Below are 15,566 nucleotides of genomic sequence, written 5' to 3'. Positions count from 1 at the left end.
AAAATGGAATCGAGTCCCTTCCCCTGTCCTCGTCAGGCGGAAACAAGCCATTCGCTCGGCGTCCGGCCGGTGATCTCTTTGACCTCGCCCGCGAGATGCGACTGATCGTAGTAACCCACTTCGAGCGCGAGCGTCGCCCAATCGAGCGAGGCGGCCACGCGTGCTTTCGCGAGTGCACGACGCACGCGTGCAACGCGCGCGAACATTTTCGGCGGAACGCCGACGTGCAGTGCGAACGCGCGCGCCATGTGCTGACGCGTCACGCCGAGCGCCGGCGCTAGCGCGGCGATGGAGAGGTTGCCACCCGCGCGCAGGATCGCGCGCACCGCGCCGTCGACTGTCATGTCCAACGGTCGCGCACGCTCTAATCGATGAATCAGGAGCTCCTCGAAGGCGCGGCGCACCGCCGCCGCGTCATAGCCCTCCAGCCTCTCGAGAGTCGCCCCGCGGTTAGGCCAGAGTTCGGCGATATCGACTCGCAAATCGGTGAGCTCCGCCGCCGGCACGCCGAGGAAGGGAAGCGCGCGTCCAGGCCAGAATCGCACACCGACGAAAGCGAGCTGCCTTTCTTCTTGACTGCCGAGAATTAGCGGACGCGTCATCGTGCCAACCGCGAGCATCGCGTTCGGCCGCTCGGCCGCCTTCGCCCCGCCGTAGCCAAGCACGAGGTCGATGCCGCCATCCGGAATGATGTGCTCCACGGTCGCGTTAGGCAGCGGCGCCCCGCGCGTCCAGAAACACTCCACGTACTCGCGCAGCGAAGGCGGCGGCGCGTGCTCGAGATAGCCGTCGGGTATTTGGCCAGGCGTCACGCCCAAACGCTACAATTGCTGGCCGCGCTGGACCAGAGCGTCAGTGCGTCCCGGGGGCAACGTAGCCCTGTTCACCCGGCCGCAGCGATCGCCGGTCACGATCGCCAAACGGCGTCTCGCCGCTCGCGTCGAGACAGGTAACGTTGCGCAGCGCCGCCTCGTGCGAGCTCATGACACGCGACGCGTCCCAGGCACCGACATTCCAGCGCCGCCAATCCCCACCAAAAGCCCGCAGATTCCAGTCGACGGGCCCAGACCCCCAACGACGAAACAGCGTCTTCACGGCATCGCATCGAGCGCGAACCTCCGCGAGTCGCGCCGCGGAACCGACCGGCGAGACGGTATTCGCGACGAGCGCATCGACCACGTGGCCCACGGCGTCGCCGCTGAGACGCCACGTGAGATATCCGTAGTCGATTGGAGAGGCAGTGTTCGCCGACAGTGATGTTTTCCGAGCTGCCGGAGTGGTGACGCTATCCTCGACGGTGAGCGCCACCTGCGCGCGGGAAATGTTCACGCGGGCGACGAGGGCGTCCGGGTTTGCCAAACCAAGAGCGGCGAGCGTGGCAAAGCCAGTGATCGTCATTCCCGCGGCGAAGTCCCGGAGCCGTCCGCGCAGCACGGTGAAGCCATACCAGGCAAACACGATGACCAACCAGAGCATGAATACGGTCGCGAAGACACGGTCCGTGCTCAAACCGTAGTAATGCACGTACAATCCCATGCGCCCGAGCGCCGACGCCATGATCCCGCCGAGTAGCGCCAGCAGGGGAATCGACAGGAATCGGTGCCGGCGAATCGCCACGGCGTCGTCATCCAGCGCACTTCGACTGCCGAGCAACACCGGCAAAACGAGCAGTGACACCCAGACGAGCTCGAAGAATCCGTGGCGTGCATACTGCGCGTACCCGAGGCCCGTGGTCGCACGCACCAGGCGCTCGCCACCGAAGAGCCATCCGATCTGCACGCCGACGAAGACCGCGAAGAGCGCGACGAGGGCGCCGAGCACGATCGTCACGTCGAGGCTGCCTAACGTGATCGGCAACCCCTCTCGAATCCGCGGAACCGGGCGCTCATTCAGAAGCGCGCCGTACATCCAACCTCCGACAACCCATGTGAAGAAGCCCGCGACGACGAGGTGACTCACCACCGTGCCGAAATCGATGTCGGGCAGACGGAAGAGTGAGCCGAACACCGGGTCGGCCGAGCCGAGCAACACGCCGAAAACGAGCACTAGCGGAATGGCGATCAGCGATGCGCGCACCAGTGCTCTCGTGCGTCCGAGGCGCAATCGCTGAACTCCATCGCCGAGGCCGCATGCGAGCACCAACCCGAACACCCCGGCGGCTACGAGGGCCGCACTCCGCGCGAGGGCTTGAGCAAGATCACGAATACGCTGCCCGAGAACGCTGCGCATCGGCGATACGGCCGAGGACGTGGCGCCGAGAAGTGCAAGCGCGGTCAGCATCGCCACAAAATCGAAAAACCCGAGCCCGCCACTGTCGCGCCACGCAAAAGTGGCCGCGAAGAAGAGCGCCGTAAGGAGCCAACCGAGCTGCTCGCGGTTGATTCCGCCCCGGCGCCGCTTGACGTACGCGAACGTTGCGGTGAAGACCACCATCCAGGCGAGCAAGCCAATGCCGAAGCCGCCGCGGAGGAACGCGTCGGCGAGTCCGCCGAGCACGACAGCGTCGACCAGTAGGTGGCGCGCTGTGGCGGCGCGCTCGCGTGCGGCCGAGCCGGTAGGGCGAGAAGCTGAATCGAGGGTGGGGTCCATGGGTCGCATAGCGGAATCCGGAAAAAGACGATGCATCATACTTTAGGATACAAAGTACTTGGCGTCAATCACCTCTCCCCGGACCTTTGGCCCGCTCCCATTCTCTATCAGCCTGCCGTATCCAAAACCCAGCGAACGCTTTCCCCCCGAGCCGCATCTAATCCCCTCGAGCACCGTGACACGGACCGCGTTTGCCCTCCAGACGACTCCAAAGGTGAACGAACCCGAGCTCATCGCCCGGGTTCTCGCCGGTGACCGGCTTGCCGGGCGCGAGCTGTATGACGCCCACGCACCCCGGGTGTATCGGCTCGCCTATCGCCTAACGGGTGACGCGGAGCTCGCACGGGAGTTCACGCAGGACACGTTCGTTCGTGCATTCCACCGACTCGCCGACTTTCGCGGCGATGCCGCCTTCTCCACCTGGATCCACCGCATCACCGTCACTGTCGTCGCCAATGCCATGCGGAAGGTCCGCCGCCTTCGCGAGCGGGAGACCGACCTCACCGATCTCGACGCCGCCCCAGCACCCAACGGGAACGGTCGAATCGAGCCCGATCTCCGCGAGCGGCTGGCAAAAGCGATCGATGCATTGCCCGAGATCTATCGTACCACGCTGATCATGCACGACCTGGAAGGCTACACCCACACGGAGATCGCCGAGACGCTCGGCGTCGCCGAAGGAACCTGCAAGAGCCGACTCTCGGCCGCACGCGCGCAACTCCGCGCCGCACTCGCCGAGTTCGCGAAGGAGTACGAGTCATGACTGACGAAAACCGCGACCGCTTTGACGATCTGCTGGAGGATGCGGCGCGCACGTACAATCGTCCGCCTGACGAGGGCCACATGCCCCTCGGCGAGATCTGGACGGCGGTCGAAGCCCAGGTCTTCCCGGCATCGCGCAAACCGACCCGTTATGCACAGTGGCTCCGTATCGCCGCCGCGCTGGTGATCGGCGTCGGGATCGGCCGATTGTCGCTCTCGAAATCGACGACGCACGTGAAGGTCGCGACCGCCGATACGGTCACCCAGGCTCCCCCGGCACGCTTCGCCGAAATGCAACCGGTCGATCCGGCGACGTCACGATATCTCGGTCAAGCGGCTGCGTTGCTCATCGCGCTTCCCGCCGAGACGAACAGTGGTCGTCCGGACGACGCGTTCATGAAGCGCGCGAACGACTTGCTGCTGACGACGCGTCTACTCATCGACTCGCCGTCTGGGTCGGATCCAGCGCTCCGCAATCTCCTCGAGGATCTCGAGCTCGTCCTCGTTCAAGTTGTACGGTTGGAGAAGGATCGCGACCCATCACGCCGCACCGAGATGGAGCTCATCCAGCAGGCGCTCGATCAGCGCGACGTCATTCCGCGGCTGCGGACCGCCGCCTCCGAATACGCCGCCGACGACTGATACCCGATCATCGCCATCAGAGCACTCGAGGAGATCACCGATATGAAGTGCATAATGCTGTTGACCTGTATCATCGCGGGCGCCGCTGCGCCCGTGGCGGCACAGGTGACTCCGCCAAGACCGCCGGTTCCGGCACGTCCGGAAACGGCACCTCGTCCGGCGCGCGCGCCTCGTGCCGTGGAGAGCCTGCAGTGGCGCAGCGACGAGCAGTCCCAGAGGGAGCTGGAACTGCAGCGCGCTATGCAAGACGCGCAACTCGAACGCCAAGGCGAGCTCGAAGAGCGCCAGCGTGAGATTCAGGATCGTCAGCTCGAGCGTCAACAGGAGTTGGAGCAGCGCCAACGCGAGCTGCAGGATTCCCAGCTCGATCGCCAGCGCGAGCAGGCGGATCGGTTGCGCGAGCGCCTGTTCGATCGCGACCTAACGACTCCACGCGCGATGTCGTTCGACCTCACGGATCCTGCGCCAGTCGCGCCAGTTCCGCCCACGACCGCGATCGCGCCGCGCGCCTGGCCGGACGCGTCGATGGCGCCGGAATCGCTCGACGGTGACTTCCTCAATCGACGCCCGCCTGCGCCGTGGGTCTTGAGTGACCCGGCCGACTCGCTATATCGGGTTGCTCGTGAGGCTCTCAATCGCGGTGATTATCGTCGTGCCGCTCAGCTCTTCAATGATCTCACTCGGCGTTATCCAGGTTCCTCGTACGCGTACGTGAGCTCGTACTACGAAGCCTTCTCGCGCTACCGAATCGGCACGACCGATGAGCTGATGGCCGCCGACCGAGTCCTGCGGAGTATCGCCGACCGTTCGTCGACACCTTCGGCGAACGGTTGGCGACGCGACGACACGGACGTGGAGGGACTCCGCACCCGGATTCGCGGTGCGCTCGCGATGCGCGGCAACGACGACGCCGCCACTGACGTCGAGCGGAGCGCTCGTCAGGCAGGATCCTCCTGCGACCAGGAAGATCTCATGGTCCGCGTCGAGGCGCTGAACGCGCTGAGCCAGATGGATGCTGCCGCTGCGCTGCCGATTCTCAGACACGTCCTCGATCGACGGGAAGACTGCCTCGTCGAGCTCCGACGCCGGGCGATCTTCATGCTCGCTCGACGCGGGGACGCTGAAGCGACGTCGCTCCTCATCTCGTCGGCCAAGAACGATCCCAGCACCACCGTGCGCGCGGAAGCAGTATCGTATCTGCCGCGGATGCCTGGCGATGCAGGACTTGCGGCGCTCGAGGACATCCTTCGCACATCCGACGACGAGCGCATTCAGCGCGCCGCCGTACGCGGCCTCATGTCGTCGGAGAGTCCAGCTGCTCGAGCGAGCCTCCGCGGTTTGCTGGAACGTCGAGACGCGTCCGAGACGCTCCGCATGCAAGTGCTCGAGGCGTACTCGAACCGCAGCACACCAGACGACGCAGCCTACCTCCGCTCACTCTATAGGAACAGTGACAGCGAGCGAATGAGGATGGCGATCATCGGAGCCGTTGCGCGCATCGGTGGCAAGGACAACCAGGACTGGCTCACCGGAATCGTGCGCAACACGAGTGAATCGTCGCAGATCCGATCCGCTGCCTTACAGCGCCTGAGCCGGTCGGACCTCCCGATCAGCGACATCGGCCGACTCTACGACGCCGCGGACTCTCGATCGATGCGCGAGCAGCTCATCTCGGCGCTCGCGTCGCGAAAGGAACCCGAGGCGACCGACAAGCTGATCGATATCGCACGCAACAGCACCGACCTCGAGATGCGGCGGTTGGCGATCAACTATCTCTCGCGCAAGAACGATCCGCGGACCACGAAACTGCTCATGGAGTTGATTGAAAAATGAAAATTCATCGCGCTCTTTCCTTGGCGAGCAGCGCTCTCGTGCTCGCGATGCTTGCCTTTACGTCCTCCGCTCACGCCCAGTCGTCGCTTGCTCGCCGCATCTCCTCGGCCCGCGAGGGACGCGTCCAATTCAGTTTTGCCGCACGACCGGGAGTGTGCGGCAACGGCCGCAGCTACATCCAGACGGGACCGAACAGTTATTCGGGGTCGTGGGACGACGGCCGCCGCCCCGATCCTTGCGTCGCCGGACCGGTGCGGGTCGTGCTCGACCGCGCCGACCGCGACGTCATTTCGATCCAGACCTATGTCGGGCCACCGAGCGTGGATGCTGGCACGACCGACCTGGGTACGGTGCGTCCCGAAGAGGCCGCGGACTACCTTTTCTCGCTCGCTCGCGAGGAGGAAGGGCGCGTCGGTCGGGAAGCGGTCATGCCCGCAATGCTGGCCGATGCGGGCGACATGAGCGGCGACCTGCTCGCGATCGGCCGCGACGCCTCACGTCCCCGCGAGACGCGTCGATCGGCGCTCTCGTGGCTCGGACAGACGGCGGGGCTCGAGGGAGCGATCTCGCCCAAAGTGAGCGATGCGCTGCTCCAGCTCGCGCGCGACGAGAGCGACAACATGGATGTGCGTCGCACGGCGTTAGGCGTTCTGTCCCGCCTCGACCATGGCGCGGGCATACCGCCACTCATCGAACTCGCGCGCGCCAACCTGTCCGGCGATCGAACCTGGCTCTCGAAGGAATCGCTCGGCGCCCTCGCGCGTTCGGGTGACCCGCGTGCCCGCGATTTCTTGCGGAGTGTCGTTCAGCGCACCGACGTTCCCGACGACGTTCTCTACACCGCGATCCGCGGGCTCGGCACCGAATACGCCACCGGGCGAGACGCGGACCTGTTGCGTCAGATCTACCCGCGCCTGACAGGTGACCATTCACGCGACGCAGTATTGTCGGCACTCGCCGAGGTCGGCGGCACCGAGAACACCCGCTGGCTCTTGGGCATCGCGCGCGACGAGAACGCGCCGATCGCGACCCGGCGCCGCGCGCTTTCCTACGCCTCGCGCGCTGGCGTGCCGACCGCCGATCTCGTGAAGCTCTATGACACGACTACCGATCCGCAGATGAAGGAGGCGCTGATCAGCTTCTACGTGCAGAGCGGCGACAAGCTCGCCGTCGACAAGCTGCTCGCAATCGCCAAGAACGACGAGAACCCCGGCATCCGCCGCCGCACCATTGCCCAACTTTCACGCTCCGAGGACCCGCGCGTGAAGGAGTTCCTCAAGGACCTGATCGAACGGTAGTCGGCTTGCATGAAGCGAACGCGGCGGCAAACGTCCGTGCCTATCGCCTATACGCAGCGGTGAGCGTGCGCGTCGTCACAGCACGGTACCCGGATGGCATCTAGAATTCGCGAATCCTCAAACGGGTCCAACAATGATTCAGCTGCGTTCGTTAGCCGTCCTCGCAATCGTGGGCGGCATTGCCGCTTGCAAGATGTCCCACGAACAAGTGCGCGCCGACAGCGTGCAAACCGCGGAGCAATTGAAGCTCACCAATCAGCTGGCCGCTCAAAAGGACTCCCTGATGACGGTAGTGCTGGACGCGGACAGGTTCATCACCCAGATCGACAGCCAGATCACTCGGGTCAAGGACCTGCCCGCTCCGAAGCGAAAGAAGGATAGCGAGAGCCCGATTCAGGATCAGCTGCAAGCGCGGAAGGACCTGCTCGTGCGCGTCGATGCCCTCGTGCAGCGTGCGCAGACAACGGCGCGTGAACTGGCCGCGAGCCGCGGCCATGTGAAGCGCCTCGCCGCCGACAGTTCGCGATTCCTTCAGACGGTCGACAGCGATCAGAAGATGATTCTGGATCTGAATGCCACGATTCAGCGGCAGACCGCGCGAGTCGCCTCGATGCAGGTACAGGTCGATAGCCTCGCCGGCGCGAACGCGAAGCTCGGCACCGAGCTGGCGCTGCTGCAGACGACTAGCAATAAGGTGTACTACATCATCGGTAACGAGGATGAGCTCGTGAAGAAGGGCATCGTGGTGCGGGAGGGCGGCGCGAACCTTCTGTTGGCCCATCCTGGTCGCACGTTGCAGCCTGCGCGGACCCTCGACGCGTCGCAGTTCAACGCGATCGATCAGCGTGAAGTGCACGAGATCGCGGTGCCGGATTCGACGCGTCAGTACGCGATCGTGTCGCGACAGAGCCTCGATGACGCCGACGTCGCTTTCCGCGATCACACGTTGTTCCGTGGCAACTTGAAGATCAAAGATGCGGATCGGTTCTGGTCGCCCTCGAAGTACCTCATCATTCTCGAGCGCTGAGTCCTCCCCCTCCGCAGGAAGCCCGGACACCTGAAGGTGTCCGGGTTTTTTTGTGTCGGAGCCGCGAAACGTTGACCTCGGACGCATGGGGTTGAATGTTGACGCCGCTGATTCCGGAATGCGAAGGCGTTCAGCTGGCCCTCGTCGCCCTCGACACACTCCCTAACCCAATGGCCCGTGTCCGAACCTAACGTCGCAGCCGCTGCTCCCCCGGCCTCTCTGTGGGAGGACTTCGTCGACATTTTCTTCTCGCCGGCGAGTGTCTTTCGTCGTCGTGAGCGCGGGAGCTGGCTGATTCCGCTGCTCATCGTCACGGTTGCGATCGGCATCATCGCCATTGCGAGCCGTGGCGTGTTGCAGCCGGTGATGGATGCGGAGTTCGAGCGCGCCGCCGACCAGTTGCGCAAGAATCCACAGATCACCGAAGAAATGATCGAGCGCACGCGGGGATTCTCGAACTTCGCGGCCACGTGGGGACCGATCATCCTCACGCCGATCGCCGCGATCATCGTCGGCTTCATGACGTGGCTCGTCGCTAAGCTCGTCGATTCGCGGCAGACGCTGAACGCGGCGCTCGTTGTCGCGGCTTACTCGTTTGTCCCGCGGATTGTGCAATCGATCTTCAATGCCGTTCAAGGACTCCTTTTGAAACCAGATCAACTCAACGGCGTGGTGAAGCTCTCGCTGGGGCCGGCACGGTTCGTCGACCTCGCGACCACCAAACCCATTGTTGTGCAACTTCTCAACCGCTTCGATCTGTTCACAATCTGGGTAACGATCCTGCTCGCCATCGGCGTGTACGCGACCGGTCGCGTCTCGAAGCAACAGGCCGCGATCGCGGGCGTGCTGTTCTGGATCGTTGGCGCGATTCCGGCCGTCCTCGGAGCGCTGAGACAGTCGTAGAGCGTTACGACTGAGCCGTACCGCACTCCGAGCAGAACTTCGCGGTCCGCGGGATCGATGTTCCGCAATTCGTGCAGAATTTGGTCGCGGCTCCGCCGGCAGCGGTAGGTCCTGCCGGTGGCGTCGTGTTGGGGTTGAGCGCATCGGCAATCGTCTTTCCCATCGCTAGACCAGCTCCCAAGCCGGCACCAAGTCCGGCGCCCCCACCGGGATTCGCCGCCGCGGTGGGCATCGATTGCGCCACCTGATACTGGGTGTAGTCGCGTAAGTTGCCGACGATGTTCATTCCGATCCGCTCGTCGAGCTTCTGCTGCAGCTCCTCGGGAAGCGAGAGATTCTCGACCACGAACGCGTCGAGCCCGAGCCCGAGATCGGTGAAGATCGACGCCAACTGTCCGGTCAAGGATTGCGAGAGCGCGTTGAGATTCGACGCCATGTCGAGAAAGGGAATCTTGCTCTGCGCGAACGCATCCGACACTCGGCCAACGATCGTGTTACGCAGGTGACCGTCGAGGTCCGCGACCGTGTACAGGTCGCGTGTCCCACTGACCTTCTGATGAAAGAGAAGCGGGTTCACCATGCGGTACGAGTACACGCCGAACCCGCGCAGTCGGATCATCCCGAAATCCTTGTCGCGAATCGCGATCGGATTGGGCGTTCCCCACTTCTGATTCGTCTGGAGTCGCGTCGAGAAGAAGTAGACGTCCGATTTGAACGGCGACTGAAATGCCTTGTCCCAGTTTCGAAGATTCGTAAGGATCGGCAGCGTCCGCGTCTCGAGGGTATGGAGTCCGGGCTTGAACGCATCCGCGGCCTTTCCCTCGTTCACGAACAGCGCCATCTGCGATTCGCGAACGGTGAGCTGGGCGCCGTACTGAATCTCCATGTCCTGCATCGGATATCGATACGCGAGGACACCGTCACCGGTCTCGGTCCACTGGATGACGTCGATGAACTGTTTGCTGATGAAGTCGCGGAGCCCCATCGGTTCCTCGCTATGCGCCGGTATTGGTCTGAGGACTGGGCGGTCGCACGTCACGGCCGCTATGGATGGACGAGTACCGGGGCGGTGAGGCAATCGGCCAGTTGGCCTTACAGATCATTCGCGAGCATCTGCCGGAGCCGCTCGTCGTATCGGCGGCTGCACGTCAGGCGCGCGCCACTCCGCAGAATGATCACGTGATCGCCGTGGAACCACGGCTGCATCTCCCGGATCGCGTCCACGTTCACGATGGCTGAGCGGTGCACGCGTAGAAAGAGCCGGGGATCGAGCTTCGTCTCGAGAGTCCGGAGACTCTCCCGAACGACGTGGTTCGTTCCGCCGATGTGCAATCGCACATAGTTGTCCGCCGCCTCGATCCAGTCCACGTCGTCCGTGCGTACGAAGAAGGCGCGGCCATCGCCCTTGATCGCGATGCGCGTTAGGCAGCGCGATGTCGCCATCTCCGCCGTCGCTTTCCGCTCACCCTGCAAAGCGAGGAGGCGGGCATCAACCACGCCCGCGGCGCGGCGCTCCAGGACCCGCTCTCGTGCGCGGTCGAGAGATTCGCGAAAACGGTCGCGTCCGACTGGCTTGAGGAGATAGTCCAGCGCGTGCGCATCGAAAGCGCGCAGGGCGTGATCGTCGTACGCGGTGACGAAGATGATCACTGGCAGCACTCTCACAGCCAGGGAATCGAGAACCTGAAAGCCGTCGAGCTCGGGAATCTGGACGTCGAGGAAGACGAGGTCGGGTGCATGACGACGGATTGCATCGGCCGCGGCTTTGCCGTCACTGCACTCGGCCACGATCTGGATGTCGCGCTCGCTGGACAACAATCGACGCAGCTTCCGGAGCGCGAGCGGCTCGTCGTCGACGAGGAGGACCCGGAGTGGCGTCGCGCCGCGCATGGTCATTCGCGGCGCGCTGCTACGCTCCATGTACCACTCCGCCGTAGGGCGACGGTCGATGCATACCGGACGCGTGATGAACCATGAGGGTATCGTGCAGCGGTAACGCGAGCGACGCGACGACTCCGCCCGCCGGCCGGCCGCCTAACGTGAACGTGTACTCCGCCCCGTAGAGTTGCCGGAGCCGCGAGGCGGTATTCGGAATGCCGACCCCTTCACCGGTGTTGGACGCCGAGCGGCGGCGCGCCCGCGCTGCTTCGAGACCGATGCCGTCGTCCCGCACCTCGAGCAGCAACTGGCGCTTCTTCAAGTCGCGCCGCGCGACTACCTCGACATGGCCGCCGCTCGCTCGCGGCGCGATGCCATGCCGAATCGCGTTCTCGACCAGCGGCTGTAGCACGAGATTGGGAACGAGCGCTCCCATGGCGCCCGCGTCGACGTCGAGTGTCACCTCGAGTCGTCCGGCGAATCGCGCGCGCTGGATCACGAGATAGCGCTCGAGCAGCGCCAGCTCCTCGCCGAGTGAGATCTCCTGCGCCTCTCCGGAGTGAATCGTGTGACGCAGCAGCTCGCTCAGATGCGTGATCATGCGCTCGGCTCCTTCAGGATCGGCGTGAACCTGTTCCGAGATCGCGTTGAGCGTATTGAAAAGAAAGTGCGGTTGTAATTGCATCTTGAGCAGGCCGAGCTCGGCGCGCGCGAGTTGCGTCTTGAGGCCCACGGCTGCGAACTGTTCTTCGCGATACATCCGCTGATACTGGAGAGCCAGCGCGACCGCGACGATTGACCAGTACACGAAGACCTGTAGCGCCATCGACGTCATGATTCCCGCTGGCCCCATTCGCACCGCGGGAATCAATTGTCCGACGAGCACGCGCAACTCCATCCGCGCGAACAGGAAGGCGAACGTCGCCGGCAGATGTATCGCCGCGGAGCGCCAGGGATGTCGAATGAAGCTGAATCGTCGCGTGAGCCAGAAAATCGCGGGCGCCAGCAGCGCCCACACGTACCAATCAGCCAGCGCGAAGCCAAGCAACCGAAGACCGGAGACCGCTCGAGTGCCGCTGTAGGAGTACGTGATGTACGACTGCGCGGCGAATAACGCGCCGACGGCGGACCACAGAGCAACGTAGGCAACGGACGCCAGCGCACGATGCGCCAACGAACGGCGTGGCCGGGCTGCGGAAACGGGAGGAGAAGACGCGAGCACCCCTTGATGTACCGACGACGTCCGCCGGTGGCCAGAAGCGTGGGGTGGAAGGGACGTTGTGGCTGACGAATGGGAGCAGGAGCGTTCGCGAGCGTCGATGAGAGTTGACGGCAGCGCGGCGGCCGTGCACTGTCCCAACCAATGGCTCACACCATCGACGCCATCATCGTGGGGCTCGGAGCGATGGGGAGCGCCGCTTTGTACCATCTGGCGCGGCGTGGCGTTCGCGTCGCCGGCTTCGATCGGTTCACACCGCCGCACACCCTGGGATCCACACACGGGCTGTCGCGAATCATCCGCGAGTCGTACTACGAGCACCCGCGCTACGTTCCGCTCGTTCAGCGCGCGTACGAGCTCTGGGCCGATCTGGAACGCCGCTCCGCTCACCGATTATTTCACCAGACCGGCGGGATGATGATTGGCCAGCGCCGCGGCGTCCTAGTGAGCGGTGCCTTCCTCAGTGCGCGAGAACATGCACTCGAGCATGAGGAGCTGAGCGCCGCCGAGGTCCGAGCGCGGTTTCCTGCATTCGCGCTACCTAACGAGATGACGGCGTTTTACGAGCCCCGAGCGGGAATTCTTGACCCCGAGGCCTGCGTCGACGCGCACCTTCGACTCGGCGTTGCGTCGGGCGCTGAGGTGTTCTTCGACGAGCCGGTGCAGGAGTGGAGCTGCTCCGGCGGTCGCGTTCGCGTGGTCACGTCGAACGGTGAATACGACTCGGGCAAACTCGCGTTGTGCGCCGGCGCCTGGACGCCAGCCTTGCTCGATGATGATTCCATTTCGCTCGGTGTCGAGCGACAGGTGATGCACTGGTTCACGCCAGCACGCCATCAGGAGAATTTCACGCCGGCTCGCTGTCCGATCGCGATGATCGAGTACGCGGCCGATCGAATTTTCTATTTCGTGCCTGACGGCGGCGACGGTGTCAAAGCGGCGATCCATCACGAGGGAGAGCCAACCGATCCCGATACTGTTCGCCGTGACGTCGACAAGGAGGAAGTCGATCGGGTGACGGCCTTGCTCAGGACCTATCTTCCCGATGCCGCTGGCGAGCGACGTCGCTCGGCGACGTGTCTTTATACGAACACGGCCGATGGCCATTTTCTCATTACGCCACACGCACGGCACGAAGACGTCCTGATCGTCAGCGCTTGCTCTGGCCACGGCTTCAAGTTCGCGAGCGCGATCGGCGAAGCGGTTGCCGACGTATTGATGGGCACGGCCCGTCCTGATCTGATTCCATTTGGTCGTGAGCGGCCCAGCGCCGTGAGTTGACGTGACAACATCAGACCGCGCTGAAAGAAAGGTCCGAAGCCGACGTCGATTCGTTTCGAGGAGCGCGAGAAGCTCGTCTCTCTGTGCTCCCCTTGCTGCAATACCGTAGATCGCTTCGCAACCTTGCCGACTCTCGACGCATCGGTCTCTGAAACCACTTACGAGTCGGCCTTGCACGCCGATCGGGAGTCGGCCACGCTTCGCCGCGCCGGATGGATCGGAGTAACCCTGGTCGCGACTGCCGCGGCGACGGTCGTTATGCTGATCGCAACCACAACGGGCAACGACCTGGCGCTCACGCTCGTTCTCGTCGAGCTCCTCGCGCTCGCCGGCCTCGTCATATGGGTGCGCCGTCGGTTTTACGGACACGCTACTCACGTCGCTCGGCATCGCGACGTGCTCGTGAGGCAGACGGATCGCCTGGAGCAACACTCGCTGGAATTGACGGATCGAGCCGCGGAAATACATAGCCAGGCCATGACACTCGAACAGGAGACAGCCGAGGCCCAGGCTATCTCCGACGAGCTCGAGATCGCCAATCAGTCTCTCGGCACTGCGCTCGCAGATGCCGAAGACGCGCGCCGCGCTGCGGAGCATTCGGCGCGAGAACGACAGGAGACTCTCCGGCTATTCGAGCTCGTCCTGTCGCGGGCGTCCATCGGCTTCGCGTTGCTCGACGAGCAGCTTCGGTTCGTGAGCATCAACGAAACCCTTGCGGCGATGAACGGATTCCCGGTATCCGAGCACATTGGCCGTCAGGTGTTCGAGCGCATTCCGAGCGAGCTGGCGCCCAGATTGAAGGACGTGCTCGAGCACGTTCTGAGAACCGGGCGCCCCGTGCTGGGCCTCGAGATGACGGCGGCTGCCGCGGACGACGCGGCGCGGATACGCCACGGCATCGCGAGCTACTACCCCGTTCCGGGGGATGGGACACTCCCGACGGTCATCGGCGTGCTCGTCGAAGACACGACGGAACGCAAGGAGCTCGAGCTGCAGCTCGCGCAATCCCAGCGAATGGAGGCCGTGGGCAGGCTCGCTGGTGGCGTCGCGCACGATTTTAACAATCTCTTAACCGTCATCAAGAGCTACAGCACGATCCTGCTCTCGGCGCTCGAGGGCGACGCACGGCGCGAAGACGTCGAGGAGATCGCCGCCGCCGCCGATCGCGCCGCCGCCCTCACGCGGCAGTTACTCGCGTTCAGTCGCCGCCAGATGATGCAGCCCCGAGCCCTGCATCTGAATGCAGTCGTGACCGACGTCGAGAAGATGCTGCGCCGCCTCATTGGCGAAGACATCGCGCTCCTCACGCGCCTCGATCCAGAACTATGGCTCGTCCATGCCGATCCTGGTCAGATCGAGCAAGTGATCGTGAACCTCGTCGTGAACTCGCGAGACGCGATGCCGAACGGCGGTCACCTAACGATCGAGACCGAGAACGTGCCGCGTGACGCAGGATCCTACGTTATGCTGGCGATCAGCGACACCGGCGTGGGGATGACGCCGGAAATCCGCGCCCACCTCTTCGAGCCCTTCTTCACGACGAAGGAGCGTGGCAAAGGAACGGGACTCGGACTGTCGACCGTCTATGGCATCGTCAAGCAATCGGGCGGCGACATCGCCGTGCAGGCGGAATCAGGAAAAGGCGCGACCTTCAAGATCTTCCTGCCCCGGCACGTCGTGGATCACGACCCTCGGTCCGAGATCGAGCGGACCGCACCGCTGCCGCCGCGGGGCACGGAGACGATTCTCCTCGTCGAAGACGATCCGTCCCTGCGGACGCTTGCTGAACGGATCCTCCGCAGTTTCGGGTACACGGTGCTCGTGGCGAGCACGGGGCAACGCGCTCTCACTCTGGTCGATGCATTCACTGGCAGGATCGACCTCGTCACAACCGACGTCGTGATGCCGGAAATGAGCGGTACCGTGCTCGTCGAACGGCTCCTATCGGTTGTTCCCGACATTCATGTGCTCTTCATGTCGGGCTACACCGATGACGAGGTCGTTCGCCGTGGTATACTCGATCGTCGTGCCGCCTTTCTGCAGAAGCCGTTCACGCCGGATCAACTCGCTTTCAAGGTGCGCGAGGTTCTCGATCGAAATCGTTCGGCTCAGTTGACTAAAGCCACATAGACGG

13 protein-coding genes are annotated in these 15,566 nt (G+C 64.0%); 8 read left to right on the top strand and 5 right to left on the bottom strand.

The window, feature by feature from the left end; translation table 11 throughout:
• Nucleotides 1-32: 32 nt before the first annotated feature.
• Nucleotides 33-812, bottom strand: a complete 780-nt coding sequence (locus tag VGH98_05070; protein ID HEY2375326.1) for a helix-turn-helix domain-containing protein — start codon at nucleotides 810-812, stop codon at nucleotides 33-35.
• A 40-nt stretch (nucleotides 813-852) separates the two neighbouring features.
• Nucleotides 853-2,598, bottom strand: a complete 1,746-nt coding sequence (locus VGH98_05065; GenBank protein HEY2375325.1) for a DUF4153 domain-containing protein — start codon at nucleotides 2,596-2,598, stop codon at nucleotides 853-855.
• A 166-nt stretch (nucleotides 2,599-2,764) separates the two neighbouring features.
• Between VGH98_05065 and VGH98_05060 the strand changes: the two genes are divergently transcribed.
• The 6 genes from VGH98_05060 (at nucleotide 2,765) to VGH98_05035 (ending at nucleotide 9,054) form a co-directional block, all read left to right on the top strand.
• On the top strand, nucleotides 2,765-3,352 hold the full coding sequence (locus VGH98_05060; protein HEY2375324.1) for an RNA polymerase sigma factor: 588 nt from the start codon (nucleotides 2,765-2,767) through the stop codon (nucleotides 3,350-3,352).
• Nucleotides 3,349-3,993 (top strand): hypothetical protein, encoded by a 645-nt coding sequence (locus VGH98_05055; protein HEY2375323.1) that lies wholly within the window; start codon nucleotides 3,349-3,351, stop codon nucleotides 3,991-3,993. Before VGH98_05060 ends, VGH98_05055 begins: the two co-directional genes overlap by 4 nt.
• Before the next feature lie 42 nt (nucleotides 3,994-4,035).
• Nucleotides 4,036-5,826 (top strand): HEAT repeat domain-containing protein, encoded by a 1,791-nt coding sequence (locus tag VGH98_05050; protein ID HEY2375322.1) that lies wholly within the window; start codon nucleotides 4,036-4,038, stop codon nucleotides 5,824-5,826.
• Complete coding sequence (locus VGH98_05045; GenBank protein ID HEY2375321.1) at nucleotides 5,823-7,124, top strand: HEAT repeat domain-containing protein; 1,302 nt, start codon at nucleotides 5,823-5,825, stop codon at nucleotides 7,122-7,124. The genes VGH98_05050 and VGH98_05045 overlap by 4 nt, the downstream gene beginning before the upstream one ends.
• 133 nt (nucleotides 7,125-7,257) lie before the next feature.
• Nucleotides 7,258-8,151, top strand: coding sequence for a hypothetical protein (locus tag VGH98_05040; protein HEY2375320.1), 894 nt, complete (start codon nucleotides 7,258-7,260; stop codon nucleotides 8,149-8,151).
• 177 nt (nucleotides 8,152-8,328) lie between these two features.
• Entirely contained in the window at nucleotides 8,329-9,054 is a 726-nt protein-coding gene (locus VGH98_05035; protein HEY2375319.1) for a Yip1 family protein, read from the top strand.
• A 4-nt stretch (nucleotides 9,055-9,058) separates the two neighbouring features.
• Here VGH98_05035 and VGH98_05030 read toward each other — a convergent pair whose 3' ends face one another.
• The 3 genes from VGH98_05030 to VGH98_05020 form a co-directional block, all read right to left on the bottom strand.
• Nucleotides 9,059-10,039 carry an SPFH domain-containing protein gene (locus VGH98_05030; GenBank protein ID HEY2375318.1) on the bottom strand — a complete coding sequence of 327 codons (981 nt, stop codon included), beginning with the start codon at nucleotides 10,037-10,039 and terminating at the stop codon, nucleotides 9,059-9,061.
• 107 nt (nucleotides 10,040-10,146) lie between these two features.
• On the bottom strand, nucleotides 10,147-10,974 hold the full coding sequence (locus VGH98_05025) for a LytTR family DNA-binding domain-containing protein (GenBank protein ID HEY2375317.1): 828 nt from the start codon (nucleotides 10,972-10,974) through the stop codon (nucleotides 10,147-10,149).
• Nucleotides 10,964-12,106: a histidine kinase gene (locus VGH98_05020; protein ID HEY2375316.1), complete on the bottom strand. Its 1,143-nt coding sequence runs from the start codon at nucleotides 12,104-12,106 to the stop codon at nucleotides 10,964-10,966. The genes VGH98_05025 and VGH98_05020 overlap by 11 nt, the downstream gene beginning before the upstream one ends.
• A gap of 189 nt (nucleotides 12,107-12,295) precedes the next feature.
• Here VGH98_05020 and solA point away from each other — a divergent pair, with 189 nt between their 5' ends.
• Both solA and VGH98_05010 read left to right on the top strand, forming a co-directional pair.
• Nucleotides 12,296-13,432 carry an N-methyl-L-tryptophan oxidase gene (gene solA, locus VGH98_05015; protein HEY2375315.1) on the top strand — a complete coding sequence of 379 codons (1,137 nt, stop codon included), beginning with the start codon at nucleotides 12,296-12,298 and terminating at the stop codon, nucleotides 13,430-13,432.
• A gap of 171 nt (nucleotides 13,433-13,603) precedes the next feature.
• Nucleotides 13,604-15,562 (top strand): ATP-binding protein, encoded by a 1,959-nt coding sequence (locus tag VGH98_05010; protein ID HEY2375314.1) that lies wholly within the window; start codon nucleotides 13,604-13,606, stop codon nucleotides 15,560-15,562.
• The last annotated feature ends 4 nt before the right edge of the window (nucleotides 15,563-15,566 follow it).

Source organism: Gemmatimonadaceae bacterium (genome assembly GCA_036496605.1).
Classification (GTDB): Bacteria; Gemmatimonadota; Gemmatimonadetes; order Gemmatimonadales; family Gemmatimonadaceae; genus AG2.
Note: the sequence above shows the minus strand (reverse complement) of the source record. Positions and strands in the feature narration are given on the sequence as shown.